Origin of the sequence: Pseudomonas mandelii, assembly GCF_006438925.1 — a bacterium.
Taxonomy (GTDB): domain Bacteria; phylum Pseudomonadota; class Gammaproteobacteria; order Pseudomonadales; family Pseudomonadaceae; genus Aquipseudomonas; species Aquipseudomonas mandelii_C.
Genome location: NZ_RCZA01000008.1, coordinates 291,117 through 312,952, shown reverse-complemented (window position 1 = coordinate 312,952; position 21,836 = coordinate 291,117). Strand labels below are relative to the sequence as shown.

The 21,836-nt window shown below is 60.6% G+C and carries 18 protein-coding genes; 7 read left to right on the top strand and 11 right to left on the bottom strand.

What is annotated here, in order from left to right; genetic code table 11:
- Nucleotides 1–256 precede the first annotated feature (256 nt).
- The 8 genes from EAH74_RS20350 to EAH74_RS20315 form a co-directional block, all read right to left on the bottom strand.
- Nucleotides 257–1,855, bottom strand: a complete 1,599-nt coding sequence (locus EAH74_RS20350) for an AAA family ATPase (RefSeq protein WP_140680669.1) — start codon at nucleotides 1,853–1,855, stop codon at nucleotides 257–259.
- Between the two features lie 10 nt (nucleotides 1,856–1,865).
- Nucleotides 1,866–2,966, bottom strand: a complete 1,101-nt coding sequence (gene aroB / locus EAH74_RS20345; RefSeq protein ID WP_140680667.1) for a 3-dehydroquinate synthase — start codon at nucleotides 2,964–2,966, stop codon at nucleotides 1,866–1,868.
- 151 nt (nucleotides 2,967–3,117) lie between these two features.
- The gene (aroK, locus tag EAH74_RS20340) at nucleotides 3,118–3,636 is read right to left on the bottom strand and encodes a shikimate kinase AroK (protein ID WP_010464421.1); all 519 of its coding nucleotides are present in this window, start codon (nucleotides 3,634–3,636) and stop codon (nucleotides 3,118–3,120) included.
- Between the two features lie 4 nt (nucleotides 3,637–3,640).
- The gene (gene pilQ / locus EAH74_RS20335; protein ID WP_140680665.1) at nucleotides 3,641–5,731 is read right to left on the bottom strand and encodes a type IV pilus secretin PilQ; all 2,091 of its coding nucleotides are present in this window, start codon (nucleotides 5,729–5,731) and stop codon (nucleotides 3,641–3,643) included.
- A 13-nt stretch (nucleotides 5,732–5,744) separates the two neighbouring features.
- Nucleotides 5,745–6,272, bottom strand: coding sequence for a pilus assembly protein PilP (locus EAH74_RS20330; protein ID WP_134101035.1), 528 nt, complete (start codon nucleotides 6,270–6,272; stop codon nucleotides 5,745–5,747).
- The gene (gene pilO, locus EAH74_RS20325) at nucleotides 6,269–6,892 is read right to left on the bottom strand and encodes a type 4a pilus biogenesis protein PilO (RefSeq protein WP_123366941.1); all 624 of its coding nucleotides are present in this window, start codon (nucleotides 6,890–6,892) and stop codon (nucleotides 6,269–6,271) included. Before pilO ends, EAH74_RS20330 begins: the two co-directional genes overlap by 4 nt.
- Nucleotides 6,889–7,455: a PilN domain-containing protein gene (locus EAH74_RS20320; RefSeq protein WP_140680663.1), complete on the bottom strand. Its 567-nt coding sequence runs from the start codon at nucleotides 7,453–7,455 to the stop codon at nucleotides 6,889–6,891. The genes pilO and EAH74_RS20320 overlap by 4 nt, the downstream gene beginning before the upstream one ends.
- Nucleotides 7,455–8,519: a pilus assembly protein PilM gene (locus EAH74_RS20315; protein WP_140680661.1), complete on the bottom strand. Its 1,065-nt coding sequence runs from the start codon at nucleotides 8,517–8,519 to the stop codon at nucleotides 7,455–7,457. The genes EAH74_RS20320 and EAH74_RS20315 overlap by 1 nt, the downstream gene beginning before the upstream one ends.
- A 218-nt stretch (nucleotides 8,520–8,737) precedes the next feature.
- Between EAH74_RS20315 and EAH74_RS20310 the strand changes: the two genes are divergently transcribed.
- Nucleotides 8,738–11,179: a penicillin-binding protein 1A gene (locus EAH74_RS20310; protein ID WP_430539790.1), complete on the top strand. Its 2,442-nt coding sequence runs from the start codon at nucleotides 8,738–8,740 to the stop codon at nucleotides 11,177–11,179.
- A gap of 267 nt (nucleotides 11,180–11,446) precedes the next feature.
- On the opposite strand, the gene EAH74_RS20305 is transcribed toward EAH74_RS20310, so the two are convergent.
- The 3 genes from EAH74_RS20305 to rpmE all read right to left on the bottom strand — a co-directional run bounded on the left by EAH74_RS20305 (nucleotide 11,447) and on the right by rpmE (nucleotide 13,944).
- Complete coding sequence (locus EAH74_RS20305; RefSeq protein ID WP_123366945.1) at nucleotides 11,447–12,715, bottom strand: malic enzyme-like NAD(P)-binding protein; 1,269 nt, start codon at nucleotides 12,713–12,715, stop codon at nucleotides 11,447–11,449.
- 183 nt (nucleotides 12,716–12,898) lie between these two features.
- On the bottom strand, nucleotides 12,899–13,699 hold the full coding sequence (locus EAH74_RS20300) for a thermonuclease family protein (RefSeq protein ID WP_140680657.1): 801 nt from the start codon (nucleotides 13,697–13,699) through the stop codon (nucleotides 12,899–12,901).
- Nucleotides 13,700–13,713: 14 nt separating this feature from the next.
- The gene (rpmE, locus tag EAH74_RS20295; RefSeq protein ID WP_008080648.1) at nucleotides 13,714–13,944 is read right to left on the bottom strand and encodes a 50S ribosomal protein L31; all 231 of its coding nucleotides are present in this window, start codon (nucleotides 13,942–13,944) and stop codon (nucleotides 13,714–13,716) included.
- A 286-nt stretch (nucleotides 13,945–14,230) separates the two neighbouring features.
- Here rpmE and EAH74_RS20290 point away from each other — a divergent pair, with 286 nt between their 5' ends.
- The 6 genes from EAH74_RS20290 (at nucleotide 14,231) to EAH74_RS20265 (ending at nucleotide 21,821) form a co-directional block, all read left to right on the top strand.
- Nucleotides 14,231–16,450 carry a primosomal protein N' gene (locus EAH74_RS20290; protein ID WP_140680655.1) on the top strand — a complete coding sequence of 740 codons (2,220 nt, stop codon included), beginning with the start codon at nucleotides 14,231–14,233 and terminating at the stop codon, nucleotides 16,448–16,450.
- A gap of 235 nt (nucleotides 16,451–16,685) precedes the next feature.
- On the top strand, nucleotides 16,686–18,422 hold the full coding sequence (gene argS, locus EAH74_RS20285) for an arginine--tRNA ligase (RefSeq protein ID WP_140680653.1): 1,737 nt from the start codon (nucleotides 16,686–16,688) through the stop codon (nucleotides 18,420–18,422).
- A gap of 1 nt (nucleotide 18,423) precedes the next feature.
- Nucleotides 18,424–19,128 (top strand): SPOR domain-containing protein, encoded by a 705-nt coding sequence (locus EAH74_RS20280; protein ID WP_033055354.1) that lies wholly within the window; start codon nucleotides 18,424–18,426, stop codon nucleotides 19,126–19,128.
- A 253-nt stretch (nucleotides 19,129–19,381) separates the two neighbouring features.
- Nucleotides 19,382–19,912: an ATP-dependent protease subunit HslV gene (gene hslV, locus EAH74_RS20275; protein ID WP_007899242.1), complete on the top strand. Its 531-nt coding sequence runs from the start codon at nucleotides 19,382–19,384 to the stop codon at nucleotides 19,910–19,912.
- 55 nt (nucleotides 19,913–19,967) lie between these two features.
- Nucleotides 19,968–21,314: an ATP-dependent protease ATPase subunit HslU gene (hslU, locus tag EAH74_RS20270; protein ID WP_140680651.1), complete on the top strand. Its 1,347-nt coding sequence runs from the start codon at nucleotides 19,968–19,970 to the stop codon at nucleotides 21,312–21,314.
- A 129-nt stretch (nucleotides 21,315–21,443) separates the two neighbouring features.
- Nucleotides 21,444–21,821: a gamma-butyrobetaine hydroxylase-like domain-containing protein gene (locus EAH74_RS20265; RefSeq protein ID WP_008149540.1), complete on the top strand. Its 378-nt coding sequence runs from the start codon at nucleotides 21,444–21,446 to the stop codon at nucleotides 21,819–21,821.
- Nucleotides 21,822–21,836 lie beyond the last annotated feature (15 nt).

Here is a 21,836-nt window from a genome sequence, read left to right as displayed (position 1 = left end):
ACGCAGACACCACAAGGCACGCGGCCCAAGGGTCTGTTGGTGCTTGCTGACGAACCGCGTTGTGATGCCAACGTGCGTGAGGCAAGGCGCGGGATGCCGCCAATGGCTCTTCCCTTGGCAAGTCCCGCAACGCAGCCTCGCGCGCGTTGGCGCGCAACGCGGTCGTCAGCAAGCGCCAACAGACCCTAAGGGCGGCATGCGCTTGTAGAAATTTTGAGGTGCCGGGAGAGGCGGCCTGGGTAAGGCCGCCGAATCTTCAGCGAGTTGTTGCCAGTTCCTGTTGGACGCTGGCGACAGTGCGAGGCCAAGGTTTACCAGCCTGAACCTTCGCTGGCAAGGCCTTGATGGCGCTAAGGGCTGCATCACGGTTGGCGAAGCTACCGTAAGTGATGACGTAAAGCGGCTTGCCGTTGAGGTCTTTCTTGAAATAACGGTACTCGCCGCCCTGCTCCTTGACGAAGGATTGCGCGGCCGCTTCAGAGCTGGTGCCGAGGATCTGCACCACGTAGTTGCTCGTCGGTTGTCCGGCGTACCAGGTGCCACCGGCGCCTTTCGCGGGAGCGGCGGCTGGTTTCTCGGCAGGCTTGGCGGTGGCCACGGCGGCTGGCTTGGCTGGCGCTGGAGCCGGCTTCACGGCAGGCGCAGTCGGGACTGGCTTGGCGGTCGCGACCTGGGTCGGCGCTGGGGCCGGCTTAGCGGCAGGCGTTGGCGCAGGGCCAGGCTGAATGCCCGCCGGCGGCGCAGTCGTGGTCACGGTCGGCGGTGTAGCGCTCGAACCTTCGACCGGCACACCGTCATCGCCTTCGGTGATGCCACCGGCGGCTTCAGCCAGCGGACCGCGCATGACCGGTTGCGAGTTGCCGACCAGCGGCAACGGCATCGGCTGCGAGTTACCGGCGAATTCGACGGCAGGCGCGCCGCCGCTGTTTGGTTGTGGCGTGCCCTGGCCAAGCGGCAGTTGCGCCTGTTCGTTGACAGGTGCACCCGTGGTCGGTGCTTTGCTGCGACCCGGCATCAACCAGGCGGCGGCTACCGCGACCACGACAACGGCAGAAATCGCCAATACGTGTTTCTTCGGCATGTTGAACCCCATACTTGGACGCTTCACCGCTGAGCGGCTGGCAATCATGGCTTCGATCATTGCATCGCGGGCAACCTGGTTGATGGTGCCAGGCCAACCGTCGGAGCTTTCGTGAATATCAGAGATCTGATCTGCGGTGAAAAGTTCGATACCCCGGCCGGCGCCTTCGAGCCGCTGGTCCAGATATTCGCGGGTTTCTTCTTCGGTGTAAGGCTGCAATTCGATGACGTGGAAACGCTCTTCCTCGAGGCTCAGCGCCTCCAGTTGAGCAATCAACGACGACTCGCCGAACAGGAACACATGCGGGCGACCTTCCGGTGCACCGGCAGCCAGGGCCAGCAAGGCTTCCAGCGCGGACTCGTCAAGTTGCTCGGCGTCATCCACCAGCAAATAGACTTCCTGCCCCGTCAACGCAAGTTGCACCACTTGAGCCAGAATCGCGCCGACCTCGGGCTGGGCGACGTTCAGCGCCTGAGCGACCTGACGCAGCACGCCGGCCGCATCACCGGCGCCACGGGCGGAAACCACCACGCTCTGCACCGACTGTTTGTTGGTGCTGGCCACCAGGGCCTGACGCAACAGCGTCTTGCCACTGCCTTGCGGGCCGGTGACGACCAGCAACAACTGACTGTAGCGTGCCAGGTGATGCAGTTGCCCCAGCACCGGTTTGCGCTGGGCCGGGAAGAATTTGAAGCCAGGCACCCGTGGAGAAAAAGGGTCATGACTCAACTGGTAATGGCCGAGGAAAGCCTCGTCGGCGTGCAAACTAGTCATCGGGATCTTATTAACCTTTAAGCTGAGCCAGAGCGCGGTAATCCGCTCCCAGCGTGGCCTGTAAAACCTCTTTCGGATAATCGTCGGTCACCACCGCTTCGCCCATGTGGCGCAGCAGCACCAGGCGCAAACGACCGTCGATCACTTTCTTGTCAATTGCCATGTGTTCGAGAAAATCGGCTTCAGTCATCTCTTCAGGCGGGATAACCGGCAGGCCGGCACGCTGGAACAGACGAATGCCGCGATCGCGCTCTTGCTCGCTGATCCAGCCCAGGCGCGCGGACATTTCCAAGGCCATTACGGTGCCAGTAGCGACCGCCTCACCATGTAGCCAGACACCATAGCCCATGTGGGTTTCGATGGCGTGACCGAAGGTGTGACCCAGGTTGAGCGTGGCGCGAACACCGGTCTCCCGTTCGTCGGCACCCACCACCGCAGCCTTGGCCGCGCAAGAGCGCTCGATGGCGTAAGTCAGGGCGACCTGGTCCAGGGCGCGCAGGCGATCGACATTGTCTTCAAGCCAGGTCAGGAACGGTTCGTCGCAGATCAGCCCGTATTTGATGACTTCAGCAAGCCCAGCGGACAGTTCGCGGGCCGGCAGGGTATTGAGGGTAGCGGTATCAATCAGCACCACATTCGGCTGATAGAAAGCGCCGACCATGTTTTTGCCCAGCGGATGGTTGATCCCGGTCTTGCCGCCCACCGAAGAATCGACTTGCGACAGCAGCGTGGTCGGGACCTGGATGAAATCGACACCACGCTGATAGCAGGCGGCAGCAAAACCGGCCATGTCACCAATCACGCCGCCACCGAGGGCGATGACCGTGGTACGGCGGTCGTGCCGCGCGGTCAGCAGACCGTCGAAAATCAGTTGCAGGGTTTCCCAGGTCTTGAACGCTTCGCCGTCCGGCAGCACCACGGAAACCACCGAGAACTGTGCGAGGCTGCGGGTCAGACGCTCGAGATAGAGCGGTGCAACGGTCTCGTTGGAGATGATCGCCACTTGCCGTCCGCGGATATGCGGGGCCAGCAGCTCGGGCTGATCCAACAAACCTTCGCCAATATGAATCGGGTAGCTGCGCTCGCCTAGATCGACCTTGAGTGTCTGCATGTGTCCCCACAGTGAAGATGGAATCAGGCGTCCTGCCTTGAGTTAACGAATGTCCACGGCGTCTGCTGGTGTGACGCCGTTCGGTAGCCATCTGCCACAACCTTGAGCGACCATGACAGGACGCCGAGGATAGCGCATTTCGCGCCGCGCTTTAACGGGGAGGTAGCTGCTGCAAGCGTTCGAGAATATCGAGCACCACCATTCGCGGCGGCCGCTCATCGGTTTCGACCACCAGATCGGCGATTTCCCGATAAAGCGGATCGCGGATCGCCAGCAGATCCCGGAGGGTCTTGGCCGGATCGGCAGTACGCAATAGAGGTCGATTGCGATCACGGGAAGTGCGGCCCACCTGCTGCTCGACAGACGCATGCAGATAGACCACCCGCCCCCCGGCATGAAGCGCCCGGCGATTGGCCTCGCGCATCACCGCGCCGCCACCGGTCGCCAGCACCACGCCGTCGCACCCGCACAGTTCGGCAATCATCGCCTGCTCGCGGTCACGAAAGCCCGGTTCGCCTTCCTTATCGAAAATCCACGGGATATTGGCGCCCGTGCGCAATTCAATTTCCTTATCGGAATCTTTGAACGGCAGGCGCAGCTCTTTGGCCAGCAACCGGCCGATGGTGCTTTTTCCAGCCCCCATCGGTCCAACAAGAATCAAATTTCGCACAGAATCAATGACTCACAGCAATCGCCTGGTTATTCATGATACGCGGAGTGAGAAATACCAGCAGCTCGGATTTTTTCTCCGAAACCACGTCACGCCGGAAAAGGCGGCCAAGATACGGCACATCACCGAGAAATGGCACCTTATCTACAACCTTGCTCTGAGTATTTGAGAAAACCCCGCCAATCACGATGGTCTCGCCGTCGTTGACCAGGACCTTGGCATTGACCTCGTTTTTCTTGATCGGCGGCACATCCTGCACCTTGTTCAGGTAGTCCGGTTCGTCCTTGGTGACCTTGACCTCCATGATGATCCGGTTGTCCGGAGTGATCTGCGGCGTCACCTCCAGCGACAGCGAGGCCTCCTTGAACGACACTGAGGTCGCGCCGCTGGAGCTGGCTTCCTGATAGGGAATCTCCGTGCCCTTGAGGATTTTCGCGGTTTCCTTGTCGGAGGTGACCACCTTGGGCTGCGAAACAATTTCGCCGTTGCCGGTCTTCTCCATGGCCGTGAGCTCGAGATCCAGCAGCACATTGTCGGTGATGAAGGCGATACCGAGCCCCGAGGTGTTGGCGGCGGTACCCAGGTCGACGAACGGCGAGTTGGTGCTGGTGCTGCCAGGTGTACCGATGGTCGAAGAAGCATTAGCCCCATTATTGCTGACGCCCGAGGTGTTCCAGTTGCCCTTGTTCTGCAACGAACCGCCCCAGCGCACGCCGAGGCTTTTGTCATAGTCGACGTTGGCTTCGACGATGCGCGCCTCGATCATCACCTGACGCACCGGGATATCCAGTTGCGCGACGATACGGCGCAGTTCGTCGAGGCGATCCTGAGTCTGGTAGGCAATGATGTTGTTGGTCCGCTCATCCACCGTGATCGATCCCCGCTCGTCGGCTTTCGCCTCGGCACTGGTCACCGACTGGAACAGCTTGGCGATATCGGCAGCTTTGGCGTAGTTGACCTGCAACAACTCGCGACGCAGGGGTGCCAGGTCGGCGATTTGCTTCTGCGACTCCAGTTCCTGGCGCTCGCGGGCGGAGATTTCATCGGCCGGCGCCACCAGCAAAACGTTGCCGATCTTGCGTTTATCCAGGCCCTTGGTTTTCAACACCAGATCCAGCGCCTGATCCCACGGTACGTTCTGCAAACGCAGCGTGATGCCGCCCTGCACCGTGTCGCTGGCCACCAGATTGAGATTGGTAAAATCGGCGATCAGTTGCAGCACCGAACGCACATCAATGTCCTGGAAATTCAGCGAGAGCTTTTCACCGGTGTAGGCGAAGCGTTCGGTGTTGCGTTTCTGCAAGTCATCGACGGTCATCGGCCGGATGCTGACGGTCAGCTTGTTGTCGGTCTGGTAAGTCGAATAATCGAAGGCACCGCCGGGTTCAATGCTGATCGTGGCCCGATCACCCGTGGCACTGGCGTTGACGAACTGCACCGGCGTGGCGAAATCCTTGACGTCCAGACGTACACGCAACGGTTCAGGCAACTGGGTCTTGGCGAAACCGAGGATGATCTTGCCGTCGCGCTCCTGAATGTCCGGGGCGATGGAAGGATCCGACAGATCGATGACCACATTGCCTTCGCCCTGAGTGCCGCGCTGAAAATCCACACCCCGAATGGCCTTGCCTACCGGCGCATAGGCTTTCGCCGGGGCTGGCGTTGCAGTCGCTGCGCGCGGCGTTTTGGACGCCGGGCTGGAGGCCGTTTTGTTGGCGCCTTGCCCGACCACCACGAACAGAGTATTGCCTTCGACCCGTGCGTTGTACGGCGTCAACTGGGTCAGATTGATGATCAGTCGCGTACGGTCCTTGGCTTCCACCACCGTGGCGCTGCGGGCATTTCCGCCGCCCAGGTCACGATTTTTGCTTTTTAGCTGACTGACGACGCCGGGAAGATCCAGCGCAATTCGTGCAGGCGATTCCGTGGTGTAACCGTGGGGCGGCGGCGGCGGCCCATCGAATGACAACTTCAACTCGACGCGGTCCCCCGGCAGCGCGGCGACATCCAGCGCTTTGAGGTTGGCCGCTAGTACCATCGGCGACAGCAACGCTATCCATAGCGAAATACCGAAGGTTGAGAAAATCCTGTTCATTATTCGAGTTCCACTATGAGTGCTCTTTCAAAGGGATGGTCCGCGGCCGCTCCAGCCAGGCGCCTTCGCCGTCAGGAACGATTTCGACCACATCGACCTGCGAGCCACTGATGGCGACGATCCGCCCATCGTTACGCCCCAGGTAATCGCCGACTTTCAACCGATGCACCCCGCCCGCCCCGCGCAACAGCGCAAAGGAGCCGGTCGCATTGGCGATCGTTCCGACCATTTCAAACTGCTCGATGTTGAAACCTTCGAGGTACTGCTTGACCCGATTCGGGTCAGGTTTGACGTTGCGCGAGCCGTGTTTCTGGCCGGCCAGATCGACTCTGATCTGTCGGGAAAACGGGCTTCGCAGGTTGGCGGCACTGTAGGTGAATGTTGGGTAAGACCGAAATGTCGGCGTTGGTTCAATCTTGCCGGGCGCACGCAAACGCATTTCGTTCATGTATGCATCCAGGTCGCTGAAGTCATTGTCGCTGCCGCAACCAGCCAGGCTGGCGACCAACACAACCATCGAAAAGCAACGGATCGGGCTCATTTTTGCAGCCCCTTGTCGTTGTAGCGGTAGGTCTTGGCAAGGATGCTCATGCGCAACTTCGGGCCACCTTCCGGGTTGGCCGGCGCAAGGTCGAAGTCATGCAGGGTGACAATCCGGGGCAGTCCGGCCACGCCGCTGACGAAGGCGGCCAGGTCATGATAGGCACCGGTGACGGTGATCTGGATCGGCAGCTCGATGTAGAACTGCTGCGTGTTCTCCGGCAGCAGTTTGATCTCTTCGAACTCCAGGCCACTGCCCAGGCCGGTGCGAGTGATGTCCTCCAGCAGACCGGGCACTTCGGTGTCACTGGGCAATTGCCGCAGCAGCACGCCAAAGGAGTTCTCCATTTCCTTCATCTGCTGCGTATACAGCTCCAGATTCGCCGCCATGCGGGCTTTGTCGGCGAATTGCTCCTTGAGGGTCGACTCTTCCTCGCGCTTGAGTTCGAGATGGCTCTGAAGGTCGCTGAGGGAAAAACTGTAGCCCAGTGAAAGCACCAGAATCATGAGCAGGATACCCGCCAGCGCCTTGATGGCTGGCGGCCAGGAGCCCATGTTATTGGTGTCCAGGTCATTGATGTCGATCTTGCGCAGGCCTTCGAACCAGTCAGACAGCCTCATTTGCCGCCCTCCGCAGCGGCGGGCTGAGTCTGACGAACGGTCAGCTGAAAGACGTTGGTCTGATCCAGCTGACCGGCGGTCGTCGCTTTGACTTCCGTGAGGCTGGGCGCATCAAACCAGTCGGACGCATCCAGATTGCGCATCAGGTCTGACACACGATTGTTGGACTCCGCCGCTCCAGTGATGGACAAGGACTTGCCGGCCATTTTCACCTCAGTGAAATACACGCCGTCAGGCAGCGTCCGCGCCAGTTGATCGAAAATACGCCCGCTGATCGGCCGGTTGCCTTGCAGGTCCTGAATGATGCGCATGCGCTCGACCAGTTGCTGGCGACGAGCCTTCAAATCGCTGATCTGTTTGATCCGCTCGTCGACCACGGCAATCTGTTTGCCGATGTAATCGTTACGAGCCACTTGCCGATCGATAGCGCCACTGATGACCTGGTTCGCGATCAGCACCGCGCCCACGGTCCCCACCATCACAGCGACCAGCGCCAGCAAAAAGCGTTTGCGGCGCGCTTCACGCCGCTCTTCGCGCCAGGGTAAAAGATTGATCCGTGCCATCAGTCGAAACTCCTGAGGGCCAGCCCGCAGGCGATCATCAGTGCCGGCGCATCGCTGGCCAGGGCACCGGCGTTGACCTTGCTGCTCAGGGCCATGTCGGAGAATGGGTTGGCCACCTGCGTCGGCGTACCCAATCGTTGCTCGATCAACCGGTCCAGCCCCGGGACCGATGCGGTACCGCCGGCCAACAGAATGTGATCAACCGAGTTGTACTGACCGGAGGCGAAGAAAAACTGCAACGAACGCGACACCTGCTGCACCAGGGCATCGCGAAACGGCTGCAACACCTCACTGACGTAATCGTCCGGCAAACCACCCTGTTTCTTCGCCAGCCCCGCCTGCTCAACGGTCAGGCCATAACGTCGCTGGATTTCCTCCGTCAGTTGACGACCGCCGAACAATTGCTCGCGGGTGTAGATGATCCGCCCCTGGTGAAGCACGCTCAGAGTGGTCATGGTGGCGCCGATATCGACCACCGCTACCGTCAGACGCTCCTGAGAAGCAGCCAGTTGGCTCGCCAGCAATCCGTAGGAACGCTCCAGCGCATAGGCCTCGACGTCGACCACGCGTGCTGTCAGGCCGGCCAGGGCCAGGGCCGCTTCCCGGACCTCGACGTTTTCCTTGCGACAAGCCGCCAGCAGCACATTGACTCGCTCGGGGTTGCGCGCAGAAACGCCCTGGACCTCAAAATCGATGGCCACTTCGTCCAATGGATAAGGGATGTATTGATCGGCTTCAATCTTCAGCTGGTTTTCCATTTCATCGTCGGAAAGACCGGCGTCCATCTCGATGGTCTTGGTAATCACCGCCGAACCGGCCACGGCCACGGCGACGTTCTTGAGGTTGGTCCTGGCCTTGAGGAGCACGCGCGCGAGTGCCTGCCCTACGCCTTCGAGCTCGGCGATATTTTTCTCGACCACCGCGTTGGTGGGCAAAGGTTCCACCGCATAGGCCTCGACCCGATAACGGTCGCCCTGGCGGCTTAGCTCCAGAAGCTTGACCGACGTGGAGCTGATGTCGATCCCCAGAAGCGTATTGGCCTTTTTATTGAAGAGTCCTAGCACTACCAATTCCCTATGACTATCCGTGTCTTACGGACTCTGTAATAGCCGTTGCGTTCAAACCACCCGTCTTGACAGCAGCGCAAATGACGCCCTCGCCGGAAAAATGCTTATAATGCCCAGCGTTTTTTTCCGGTTTTTACTTCAAGCGCGGGTCGTTCCCTGTTTATCTGAACCCTGATGCCAAATTCATTCTTTGCCCTGGATGTCCAAAAGCCTTGATTCGTCTGCTGAAATTTTTCGGTTGGTCCATCGTCGCCGTTTTCTGCGGACTGCTCCTCGGTCTTAGCGGCGCCTTTCTCTACCTTAGTCCGGGTTTGCCATCCGTGGAGGCTCTGAGAAGCATCCAGTTGCAGATTCCTTTGCGGGTCTATAGCAGCGACAACAAGCTGATCGCAGAATTTGGCGAAATGCGCCGCACACCGATCCGGTTCGCCGATATTCCGCCCAATTTCATTAATGCGTTACTAAGTGCTGAAGACGACAACTTCGCCAATCACTACGGTGTCGACCCCAGCAGCCTGATGCGCGCGGCCACCCAGTTGGTGAAAAGCGGACACATTCAGTCCGGCGGCAGCACCATCACCATGCAGGTAGCCAAGAACTTCTTCCTGACCAGCGAACGTAGCTTCTCGCGCAAAACCACCGAAATCCTCCTGGCCCTGCAGATTGAACGGCAGCTGACCAAGGACGAGATTCTTGAGTTATACGTCAACAAGATCTATCTGGGTAACCGCGCCTACGGCATCGAGGCCGCCGCGCAGGTTTACTACGGCAAGTCGATTCGTGATGTCAGCCTGGCGCAGATGGCGATGATCGCCGGTCTGCCAAAAGCCCCTTCGCGCTTCAACCCGCTGGCCAACCCGGCCCGCAGCAAGGAACGCCGCGACTGGATCCTTGGGCGCATGTACAAGCTCGGCAAAATCACCGAAGCCGACTACACCACCGCGATCAACGAGCCGCTGAACGCCAGCTATCACGTGCCGACCCCGGAAGTGAATGCACCGTACATCGCTGAAATGGCCCGCGCCGAAATGGTCGGCCGTTATGGCAGCGACGCTTATACCGAAGGTTTCCGCGTCACCACCACGGTGCCGAGCAACCTGCAGGAAATGGCCAACACCGCGGTCCACGAAGGCTTGATGACCTACGACCAGCGTCATGGTTATCGCGGCCCGGAGTCGCGCCTGCCGGGCAAGACTCGCGAGGCCTGGACAACCGAGCTGACCAAGCAGCGCACCATCAGCAGCCTTGAACCCGCCATCGTCACCCAGGTCGACAAAACGGGCCTGCAAGTGATGACCCGTACCGGTGACGAACACGTCGGCTGGGATAGCATGAAATGGGCGCGCCCATTCCTCAACACCAACAGCATGGGCGCCAATCCGAAGCAGCCTTCGGACGTCGCCCAGGTCGGCGACCTGATTCGTGTGCAACGCCAGCCGGACAACTCGCTGAAATTCAGCCAGATCCCCCAGGCTCAAGGCGCACTGGTTTCCCTCGATCCGCAGAACGGCGCCATTCGCTCCCTGGTCGGCGGCTTCGCCTTTGAACAGAGCAACTACAACCGCGCCATGCAGGCCAAGCGCCAGCCGGGTTCGAGCTTCAAGCCGTTCGTCTACAGTGCCGCGCTGGATAACGGCTACACCGCCGCCAGCCTGGTGAACGACGCACCGATCGTGTTCGTCGATGAGTATCTGGACAAGGTCTGGCGTCCAAAGAACGACACCAACACGTTCCTCGGCCCGATCCGTATGCGTGAGGCGCTCTACAAGTCGCGCAACCTGGTGTCGATCCGCTTGCTGCAAGCGCTGGGCGTCGACCGCACCATCGACTACATCAGCAAGTTCGGCTTCAACAAGCAGGACCTGCCACGCAACCTGTCCCTGGCCCTGGGTACCGCGACGCTGACACCAATGGAAATCGCCACCGGCTGGAGCACCTTCGCCAACGGAGGCTACAAGATCAGCCCCTACATCATCGACAAGATCGAAAGCCGCAATGGCGACACGCTGTTCGTCGCCAACCCGCCGAGCGTCCCGAAAGGCAACGTCGCCACCGACGGCATCGCCGCCCCTGCCGCGGCCAACGCCTTCACCGTCAACGCAACCCCGGGCGAAGCGCTGACTGCCCAGCCAGCGCCACAAACGCCGGCCGTGGCCGAGCGCATCGTCGATGGTCGCACCACTTTCATCCTCAACAGCATGCTCGAGGACGTGATCAAACTCGGCACCGGCCGCCGCGCCCTGGCCTTGGGCCGCAGCGACATTGCGGGCAAGACCGGTACCACCAACGAGTCCAAGGACGCCTGGTTCTCTGGGTACAACGCCGATTATGTGACCACTGTCTGGACCGGTTTCGACCAGCCTGAAAGCCTGGGTCGCAAGGAGTTCGGCGGTACCGTCGCCCTGCCGATATGGATGAACTACATGGGCGCCGCACTCAAAGGCCTGCCGCCCCATACGCAGCCAGAGCCAGAAGGCATCCTCAGCCTGCGAGTCGACCCGGTCAGCGGCCGTGCAGCCACCCCAGGCACGCCAGGCGCTTACTTCGAGCTGTTCAAGGCCGAAGACACGCCACCGTCGGCGAACGAGCTGGGCAACGGCACTGCGCCGGGTAGCCCACTGCCTGCGGATGAAGCGGCGCCGATCGATTTGTTCTGATCGCCTGAAGCTGCAAAAAGCCCCGCCTTCGAAAGAAGAGCGGGGCTTTTTTGTATCTGCAATTTCTACACCGCCTGTGACGGCCTCTTCGCGAGCAGGCTCGCTCCCACAGTGAATTTGGGTGTACTCGGGATTCATGTACACATCGGTCAAATGTGGGAGCGAGCCTGCTCGCGAAGAGGCCATCACAGTCACCCACAAACCTGCAGGCAAAAAAAAACCCCGACTCGCAAGAGCCAGGGCTTTGTGTTGAAGCGCTACAACGACTTAGCCGTTGAACACGTCATCCACGCTTTTCAGCGGGTAGTTCTTCGGATACGGCAGGGTCGCTACGCCGGTCTCGATCGCAGCCTTGGCCACGGCATCGGAGATCACGGTGATCAGACGGGCATCCATTGGCTTCGGAATGATGTACTCACGACCGAATTCCAGTTTGATGCCGCCGTAGGCGTCGCACACTTCCTGAGGAACCGGCAGCTTGGCCAGTTCACGCAGGGCGTTGGCCGCAGCCACTTTCATTTCTTCGTTGATGCGCTTGGCGCGAACGTCCAGGGCACCGCGGAAGATGAACGGGAAGCCCAGCACGTTGTTGACCTGGTTCGGGTAGTCCGAACGGCCGGTGGCCATGATCACGTCGTCACGGGTGGCGTGAGCCAGCTCCGGGGCGATTTCCGGATCAGGGTTGGAGCACGCGAACACGATCGGGGTGGCCGCCATGGATTTCAGGCCTTCAGCGCTCAGCAGGTTCGGGCCGGACAGGCCAACGAACACGTCCGCGCCTTTCAGGGCGTCGGCCAGCGTGCGTTTTTCAGTCGCGTGAGCGAAAACAGCCTTGTACTGGTTCAGGTCGTCACGGCCGGAGTGGATCACGCCGGTACGGTCAACCATGAAGATGTTTTCGATGTTGGCACCCATGCTCACCAGCAATTTCATGCAGGAGATGGCGGCAGCACCGGCGCCCAGGCAGACGATCTTGGCGTCGGCGAGGGTTTTGCCAGCGATTTCCAGGGCGTTGATCATGCCGGCCGCAGTAACGATCGCGGTGCCGTGCTGGTCATCGTGGAATACCGGAATGTCGCACTGCTCGATCAGAGCGCGTTCGATCTCAAAGCACTCAGGTGCCTTGATGTCTTCCAGGTTGATGCCACCAAAGGTGATGGAGATGCGCTTGACGGTGTCGATGAAGGCTTGCGGGCTTTCGGAGTCGACTTCGATGTCGAAAACGTCGATGCCGGCGAAGCGCTTGAACAGCACGCCTTTACCTTCCATCACTGGCTTGGAAGCCAACGGGCCGAGATTACCCAGGCCAAGAATTGCGGTGCCATCAGAAATGACTGCAACCAGGTTGCCTTTGCCGGTGTATTTGTAGGCCAGTTCAGGATCGCGGGCGATTTCGCGTACTGGTTCGGCTACGCCGGGGCTGTAGGCCAGCGACAGATCGCGGGCGGTAGCGGTGGCCTTGGTGAGCTCGACACTCAGCTTCCCTGGACGGGGATGGGCGTGATATTCGAGAGCGGCAGTTTTCAGATCAGACATAGGGGCATTCCGCTTTTTACTGTTGGACAGACGGACCGCCGAGGATACTCGCCTCGCAAAGTCCTCACAAGACTGACCAGTCACCCCTGTCAAGCGCCCGGCCCTACGACTTTGGACCAAGAGCCGCGGAACACAAGGGATAGACTGTTCACAATCAGCATAAAAAATGTCTACAGTTTTTTATCACGGAGCCATCTGAAGCATCGCCGGGTCGGTCAATGGCAAAAGCCAGCGTGCCTGTCCTTCTTTCAGGCCGCCGCGCCGCGAACGGTCCAGCACCCAGCCACGGGCTTCGATCTGCCTGCCCTTCAGCCGCTCGAGATTCGCCACATCGAACTGCCCCAGCAAATTGGGTGCAACGCGCAGTACAACCGAATCCTGCAACTCGATCCAAACCCCGCCGCGATTGCGCTGAACCTTGCTCACACGACCGCTGAGCACAGCGAAACCGGACGTGTTGATCTGCTCCGCTTTCAGTACAGGGGATTGACGCCACAACCCGAGTCCGGCCTGACGGGCGCTGTGTTCCGCCGCTTGCTGGCAGTCGACCAGATCGACATTCGGCGCGACCGCTACCTGGAAACCGAGTCCTTCAGCGAGCATCTGCGCTTCAAGGTTGGCGCCATCGGCGCTGTAGACATGAGCCAAGGTGCGACCGTAATGGTCTTTGCTTTCTTTACCAGGCAATAAACCGACCCGTCCGTCGCTTGCAGCCACCAGCGCTTTCAGGCGCTGGCGTGCCGCCACCGCGAACGGCTCGTCGGAGCGACCTTTCTTGCCCAGCTCCGGCGTATTCAAACCGATCATGCGCACGCTACGGCCATCGCTCAGGCGCAGCGTGTCACCATCCACCACCCGTTGCACCACAACGGGTGTCAGCCCGCTCGGCGCCGGGCAGAAGGCCTGGGCACCGGAAAGCCAAATCGCAGACACAAAAAAGGCGCCCACGAGGGACGCCTTTTTCATCAGCAAGGTAAAGCCCATGGGGCTTTGCAACCTTACTCTGCAGCAGCAGGAGCTTTCTTGCCGAAAGCACCGAAACGGTCTGCGAAGCGCTGTACACGGCCGCCAGTATCCAGAGTCTTCTGCTTACCGGTGTAGAACGGGTGGCACTCGTTGCATACGTCAGTACCCAGTGGCTTGCACAGGTTCGAACGAGTTTCGAACTTGTTGCCGCAGCTGCAAGTTACTTCGATGGTTTCGTACGCTGGATGGATATCGGCTTTCATGGTGTATTCCTCAGGCTAGTGTGCCGCCACTCAACACTATTGTTGAATACCGCACATAATTAGGCCGCGGATTCTACCAGACCTTTGCAATCACGCAAGCTGTCGCTTACACCAGTCGTCTGCTAGGCTCCCGGCCCAAAGCATACTCCCTGTGGGAGCGAGCCTGCTCGCGAAAGCGGTGTATCAGATGACGTGAGTGCTGACTGATATGCCCTCTTCGCGAGCAGGCTCGCTCCCACAGGTGGCATCCCCGCTGTTTATTTCCTGTTTATCGAGATCCCCCCGCGTGCCCGACGCCATTTTGCGCCTCGCCCTGCCTTCGCCTCTGCGCCGCCTGTTCGATTACCGTGCTCCGGCCGGGATCCTGCGTGCCCAGTTGCAGCCGGGCATGCGCCTGCGGGTACCGTTCGGCCGACGGGAGATGATCGGGATTCTGGTGGAGGTGACCGATCACAGCGAAGTGCCGGTAGAAAAGCTCAAGCCGGCCCTGGCCCTGCTCGATGCCACGCCGCCCCTGCCACCAGCGCTATTCAAACTGTGCCTGTGGACGTCTCAGTATTACCAGCACAGCCTCGGCGACACTTTGAGCTGGGCGCTACCGGTACTGTTGCGACAAGGCGAACTGGCCGAAGCACGGCAGGAGCGCTTCTGGTCCGCCGCGCCCGGCGCCAGCCTTGATGACCCGCGCATCGCTCGCGCCCCGCGTCAACGGGAGGCCCTCGCGACCCTGGCCCAACATCCCCATGGCGTCGCCCATCAGTTGTTGAGCAAACTGATGCTGAGCAAGGACAGCCTGGATTTGCTGCTGGCCAAGGATCTGGTGCAAGTCGAAATCCGCAAGCACGCCCCCGACGCCCGCCACGAACACTGGCTGGCGCAGCCGGAATTGCCGCTCAACCCGGAGCAGCGTGCGGCCTATGAGGCGATTCGCGCAGGGTTCGACAGTTATCACGCGTTCCTGCTGGCTGGCGTCACCGGCAGCGGCAAGACCGAAGTCTATTTGCAGCTGATCCGCGAAACGCTCGAGGCTGGCAAGCAAGCGCTGGTACTGATCCCGGAGATCAACCTCGGCCCGCAGACCCTGGCGCGCTTCGAGCAGCGCTTCAATGCACGCATCGCGCTGATCCACTCGGCGGTCAACGATCGCGAGCGCCTCGAAGCCTGGCTCGCCGCCCGGGACGGTGACGCCGACATTATTATCGGCACCCGTTCCGCGCTGTTCACGCCGATGAAGAACCCCGGCCTGATCATCATCGATGAAGAGCACGACGGTTCCTATAAACAGCAGGAAGGCCTGCGCTATCACGCCCGCGACCTGGCATTGGTGCGCGCACGCCAGGAAAACATCCCGATTGTCCTCGGCTCCGCCACGCCTTCGCTGGAAAGCCTGCACAACGCCTACACCGGTCGATACGGACTCTTACGCTTGAACGAGCGTGCCGGTGGCGCCAAACAACCGCGGTTCCTGCGCCTGGACGTGAAAAGCCGTCCACTGGACAGCGGCATTTCCGGGCCGATGCAGCAGGCCATCGGCCAGACGCTGGCCGCTGGGCAACAAGTGTTGGTGTTCCTCAACCGTCGCGGTTTTGCGCCGACCTTGCTGTGTCACGACTGCGGCTGGATGTCCGAGTGTCAGCGCTGCGATGCGCGCATGACCGTGCACCAGCGCTCCGGCGAACTGCGCTGCCACCATTGCGGCTACGTCGAACGCGTCCCTCGACATTGCCCGAAGTGCGGCAAGGTCGATTTGCGACCAGTCGGTGCCGGCACCGAGCGCGCCGAAGAACGATTGGGGATTTTGTTTCCAGACGTCCCGGTGCTGCGGGTCGACCGCGATAGCACTTCGCGTAAAGACGCCATGAATCAGCTGTTCGCGACCATTCAGAAGGGCCAGCCCTGCATTCTGGTCGGCACGCAAATGCTTGCCAAAGGGCACCACTTTCCACGGGTGACGCTGGTGTCGATTCTCGATGCCGACGGCGGGCTGTTTTCCGGCGACTTCCGCGCCAGCGAGCGCATGGCGCAGCTGATCGTCCAGGTTGCCGGGCGCGCGGGCCGGGCTGAAGAGCCGGGCAAAGTGATCATCCAGACGCACCTGGCCGACCATCCGCTGCTGGTGCAATTGACTGAACAGGGCTATTTCGCCTTTGCCGAACAGGCGTTGAGCGAACGTCGCTCGGCGGGCCTACCGCCGTTTGCGCACTTGGCGCTGCTGCGGGCCGAAGCGCACAAACCGGGGCAAGCTGAAGGCTTTCTTGATGAGGCGTGCAGCGAGGCCGAGCGTTTGCTGGCCGAACAGAACCTGACCGGGATTGAACTGCTAGGGCCGGTGCCGGCGCCGATGGAGCGCCGGGCCGGGCGTTATCGTGCGCAGTTGTTGCTGCAAGCGACGGCCCGGGCGCCGCTGCATCGACTATTAAGCAGCTGGCTGCTGGTGTTGGAGCAGATGCCGAGTGGGCGGGCGGTGCGCTGGTCGCTGGATGTGGACCCGGTCGATTTGTATTGATTGGAAGATCGCTTTCGTCGGAACGCCGCCCGGAGCCGGCTCGCTCCCACAGGGGATCTGCGGCGCTCACCAGGTCAATGTGGGAGCGAGCCTGCTCGCGAAGGTGGTTGATTAGTCACCACATATCCATAACCTGCCCGCTATAGTTGGCAAGCCCGTCTTCGCAACGGATAATGCCCAGTTTTTCCACTAGCGCATCCAGGCGCCGCCGCGCTTGCGGTCGAAAGAGAACACCATGAAAGACACCATTCGCCAGCTGATCCAACAAGCCATCACCCAACTCGTCAACGAAGGTGTGTTGCCTGAAGGCCTGTCGCCGGCGATCCAGGTGGAAAACTCCCGTGACAAGACTCACGGCGACTTCGCCAGCAACATCGCCATGATGCTGGCCAAACCGGCCGGCATGAAGCCGCGCGACCTGGCAGAGAAAATCATCGCCGCGCTGCCGGCTGACGAAAACGTCACCAAGACCGAAATCGCCGGCCCCGGCTTCCTGAACTTCTTCCAGAACACCCAGGCCCTGGCCACTCGCCTGGACGCCGCCCTGGCCGATGCCCACATCGGCGTGCGCAAGGCGGGTCCGGTGCAGCGCACTGTCGTCGACCTGTCGGCACCGAACCTGGCCAAAGAGATGCACGTCGGCCACTTGCGCTCGACCATCATCGGCGACGGCGTGGCGCGCGTACTGGAATTCCTCGGCGACGAAGTGATCCGTCAGAACCACGTCGGCGACTGGGGCACCCAGTTCGGCATGCTGATGGCGTATCTGCAGGAAAACCCGATCACCAGCGACGAGTTGTCGGACCTGGAAAACTTCTACCGTGCAGCCAAACAGCGCTTCGACGAATCCGAAGAGTTCGCAGATCGCGCCCGTGGCCTGGTGGTCAAGCTGCAAGCCGGCGACCCGGACTGCCTGGCGCTGTGGACCAAGTTCAAGGACATCTCGCTGTCGCACTGCCAGAAAATCTACGAACTGCTGAACGTCAAACTGACCATGGCCGACGTGATGGGCGAAAGCGCCTACAACGACGACCTGATCAACGTAGTCAACGACCTCAAGGCCGCTGGCCTGCTGGTCGAGAGCAACGGCGCCCAGTGCGTGTTCCTCGACGAGTTCAAGAACGCCGACGGCGACCCGCTGCCGGTGATCATCGTCAAGGCTGACGGCGGTTACCTCTACGCCACCACCGACCTGGCGGCCGTGCGTTATCGTAGCGGCAAGCTGAAGGCTGATCGCGCGCTGTACTTCGTCGACCAGCGTCAGGCCCTGCACTTCCAGCAAGTGTTCCAGGTCGCGCGCCTGGCCGGTTTCGTGACGCACCCGATGGAAATGGAACACATGGGCTTCGGCACCATGAACGGCGCCGATGGCCGTCCGTTCAAGACCCGTGACGGCGGCACCGTGAAGCTGATCGACCTGCTGACCGAAGCTCAGGAACGCGCCTACACCCTGGTGAAGGACAAGAACCCTACACTTGCCGAAGACGAACTGCGCAACATCGCCAAGGTCGTGGGCATTGGCGCGGTGAAATACGCCGACCTGTCCAAGCACCGCACCAGCGACTACAGCTTCAACTTTGACCTGATGCTGAATTTCGAAGGCAACACTGCGCCGTACCTGCTGTACGCCTACACCCGCGTGGCCGGCGTGTTCCGCAAACTCGGCAAGGACTTCAGCGAAGTCGAAGGCCAGATCGTCCTCGAAGCCACGCACGAACACGAATTGGCGGCGAAGCTCGCGCAGTTCGGCGAAGTGCTGAACAACGTTTCCGACAAAGGCACGCCGCACATCCTGTGCACCTACCTGTACGATGTCGCCGGCCTGTTCTCCAGCTTCTACGAGAACTGCCCGATCCTCGGTGCCGACACCCCGGCGCAAATGCAGAGCCGTCTGCGCCTCGCCGCGCTGACCGGTCGCACTCTCAAGCAAGGCCTGGAACTCTTGGGTCTGGAAACTCTGGAGCGTATGTAAGTTGGCTGCCAAGAAAAAACCAGCACCCAAGCGTGGCGCCAGCCGTTACCAAGCTCCTGCAAAGCAACCGATCCCGGGCTGGCTGTGGATGGCCATCGGCCTGACGGTCGGCGCGTTTATTGTGTTCCTGATGAAGCTGGAACCGGGCAAGGGCAGCGAGAGCGTCAAGCGCGAGAAGATCGAGCAGCAGAAAGCCAAGATCGTCGAGGCCAACAAGACCCCGCCGAGCCCGACGCAACCGGTGAAGCCGAAGTACGACTTCTACACGTTGCTGCCGGAATCGGAAGTGATCGTGCCGCCGGATGCCGTGCCGGAGAAAACCCTGCCGACGCCACAAGTGCCGGCCATTCCGACAACGCCGGTCACACCAGAGCAAGCGGCGAAGATCGATACCGCGCGGGCTCAGGCCGCACTGGCCGGGATTACCCCGCCGCCAGCCCCACCGGTGTCCAAAGCGGCGCCAGTGACCAAGTTCTTCCTGCAGGCCGGCTCGTTCCGCAAGGAGGCTGATGCAGACAAGGTTCGGGCCCAGATCATCCTGCTCGGTCAGGCTGTGGCAGTTGAATCCGGCACCGTGAAGGACGAAACCTGGTATCGGGTATTGGTCGGACCGTTCAGCAACCGCGAGCAACTGACCACCGCCCAGAAACAACTGGCCGGCAGCGGGTTCAGCAATTTGTTGTTACAACAACGCCAAAGCCGCTAACCCTCTGCCACCGCAGCTCCCGCAGGAGACACGAATCCTGTAGGAGCTGCCGCAGGCTGCGATCTTTTCAAGGTTTGCAGGGTGTTCCGTCTTACCCATCATCAAGAGCAAGATCAAAAGATCGCAGCCTTCGGCAGCTCCTTCTCGCCTCGCACCGCTCGTCCCCTCTCCCTTCCTACAGTTGAAATACGCTCCACCACCCCCATATGAGTTGGCATAAGGCATTTTCGCCCCGCTGCGTGGAGACTCTCCCTTGACCACCATCGTTTCAGTTCGCCGCCACGGCAAAGTCGTCATGGGCGGCGACGGCCAGGTTTCTCTCGGCAATACCGTGATGAAAGGCAACGCGAAGAAAGTTCGCCGCCTGTACCACGGCCAGGTGATCGCCGGTTTTGCCGGGGCCACCGCTGACGCCTTCACCCTCTTCGAGCGTTTCGAAGGCCAGCTTGAGAAACATCAGGGCCACCTGGTTCGCGCCGCTGTCGAACTCGCCAAAGAATGGCGCACTGACCGCTCCCTCAGCCGCCTCGAGGCCATGCTCGCGGTCGCCAACAAAGACGCCTCTCTGATCATCACCGGCAACGGCGACGTGGTCGAACCTGAAGAAGGTCTGATCGCCATGGGTTCCGGCGGCGGTTACGCCCAGGCCGCCGCCAGCGCGCTGCTGAAGAAAACCGACCTGTCGGCCCGGGAAATCGTCGAAACCGCCCTCGGCATCGCCGGCGACATCTGTGTATTCACCAACCACACCTTCACCATTGAGGAGCAGGACCTCGCTGAGTAAGCCTGTTTTGGCCACTACGCCACGGCTCACTTTTACCTGAGGACCGCCAATTACTATGTCCATGACTCCCCGTGAAATCGTCCACGAACTCAATCGCCATATCATCGGCCAGGACGATGCCAAGCGCGCCGTCGCCATCGCGCTGCGTAACCGCTGGCGCCGGATGCAGCTGCCTGAAGAGCTGCGCGTTGAAGTGACCCCAAAGAACATCCTGATGATCGGTCCGACCGGTGTCGGTAAAACCGAGATTGCTCGTCGTCTGGCCAAACTGGCCAACGCGCCGTTCATCAAGGTCGAAGCGACCAAGTTCACCGAAGTCGGCTATGTCGGCCGCGATGTTGAATCGATCATTCGTGACCTGGCCGACGCAGCGATCAAGCTGCTGCGCGAACAGGAAATGACCAAGGTTCGCCACCGCGCCGAAGACGCCGCCGAAGAACGCATCCTCGACGCCCTGCTGCCACCGGCACGCATGGGCTTCAGCAACGACGACGCCGCACCGTCGGCCGACTCCAACACCCGTCAGCTGTTCCGCAAGCGCCTGCGCGAAGGTCAGCTGGATGACAAAGAGATCGAAATCGAAGTCGCCGAAGTGACCGGTGTCGATATCTCCGCGCCGCCGGGCATGGAAGAGATGACCAACCAGTTGCAGAGCCTGTTCGCCAACATGGGCAAGGGCAAACGCAAGAGCCGCAAGATCAAGGTCAAGGTCAAGGAAGCGCTGAAACTGGTGCGCGACGAAGAAGCCGGTCGCCTGGTCAACGAAGAAGAGTTGAAGGCCAAGGCGCTGGAAGCGGTCGAGCAGCACGGCATCGTGTTCATCGACGAAATCGACAAGGTCGCCAAGCGCGGCAACACCGGTGGCGTCGACGTGTCCCGCGAAGGCGTACAGCGCGACCTGCTGCCGCTGATCGAAGGCTGCACCGTCAACACCAAACTGGGCATGGTCAAGACTGACCACATCCTGTTCATCGCGTCCGGCGCGTTCCACCTGAGCAAACCGAGCGATCTGGTGCCTGAGCTGCAAGGTCGCCTGCCGATTCGTGTCGAACTCAAGGCGCTGACGCCTGAAGATTTCGAACGCATTCTCAGCGAGCCGCACGCGTCGCTCACCGAGCAGTATTGCGCCCTGCTGAAGACCGAAGGCCTGGTGATCGAATTCCTGCCGGACGGCATCAAGCGTATTGCCGAGATCGCCTGGCAGGTCAACGAGAAGACCGAGAACATCGGTGCCCGTCGCCTGCACACGCTCCTTGAGCGTCTGCTTGAAGAGGTGTCGTTCAGCGCCGGTGACCTGGCCAGCGCCCACGACGAAAAGGCGATCCTGATCGACGCCGATTACGTCAACAGCCACTTGGGCGAATTGGCGCAGAACGAAGACCTGTCCCGTTATATCCTGTAGGTCACCTGTTCCCCTGTAGGAGCTGCCGCAGGCTGCGATCTTTTGATTTTTCCTTGAAAAAAACAAGATCAAAAGATCGCAGCCTTCGGCAGCTCCTACAGGGTGCTCCACCAAGACGGATGACCTGTCATGACCCAACTCCCCACCGACATCAAACTGCACAAAGCCTCGAAAACCCTGTCGCTGAAATATGCGTCCGGCGAGGAACATCACCTGCCCGCCGAGTTCCTGCGCGTGCACTCTCCTTCCGCCGAGGTCCAGGGCCACGGCAAACCTATCCTGCAATTTGGCAAGATCGGCGTAGGCCTGACCAAGGTCGAACCGGCCGGTCAGTACGCACTGAAGTTGACCTTCGACGACGGCCACGACAGCGGCCTGTTCACCTGGGAATATCTGTACCAGCTGGGCGTGCGACAAGAGGATCTCTGGAACGATTATCTTGCCGAACTCAAAGCCGCCGGAAAGACCCGCGATCCGAACGAATCCATCGTCAAGCTGATGCTCTAGCTCGGGCCTTTCGCT

Bases quoted from the DNA above. Each gene is read 5' to 3' on its own strand.
- argS (WP_140680653.1), top strand. From the start codon at position 16,686: ATGAAAGACACCATTCGCCAGCTGATCCAACAAGCCATCACCCAACTC.
- EAH74_RS20305 (WP_123366945.1), bottom strand. From the start codon at position 12,715: ATGTCTGATCTGAAAACTGCCGCTCTCGAATATCACGCCCATCCCCGT.
- EAH74_RS20330 (WP_134101035.1), bottom strand. From the start codon at position 6,272: ATGAGCCCGATCCGTTGCTTTTCGATGGTTGTGTTGGTCGCCAGCCTG.
- EAH74_RS20265 (WP_008149540.1), top strand. From the start codon at position 21,444: ATGACCCAACTCCCCACCGACATCAAACTGCACAAAGCCTCGAAAACC.
- pilQ (WP_140680665.1), bottom strand. From the start codon at position 5,731: ATGAACAGGATTTTCTCAACCTTCGGTATTTCGCTATGGATAGCGTTG.
- EAH74_RS20300 (WP_140680657.1), bottom strand. From the start codon at position 13,699: ATGGGCTTTACCTTGCTGATGAAAAAGGCGTCCCTCGTGGGCGCCTTT.
- EAH74_RS20320 (WP_140680663.1), bottom strand. From the start codon at position 7,455: ATGGCACGGATCAATCTTTTACCCTGGCGCGAAGAGCGGCGTGAAGCG.
- pilO (WP_123366941.1), bottom strand. From the start codon at position 6,892: ATGAGGCTGTCTGACTGGTTCGAAGGCCTGCGCAAGATCGACATCAAT.
- hslU (WP_140680651.1), top strand. From the start codon at position 19,968: ATGTCCATGACTCCCCGTGAAATCGTCCACGAACTCAATCGCCATATC.
- EAH74_RS20350 (WP_140680669.1), bottom strand. From the start codon at position 1,855: ATGACTAGTTTGCACGCCGACGAGGCTTTCCTCGGCCATTACCAGTTG.
- aroB (WP_140680667.1), bottom strand. From the start codon at position 2,966: ATGCAGACACTCAAGGTCGATCTAGGCGAGCGCAGCTACCCGATTCAT.
- rpmE (WP_008080648.1), bottom strand. From the start codon at position 13,944: ATGAAAGCCGATATCCATCCAGCGTACGAAACCATCGAAGTAACTTGC.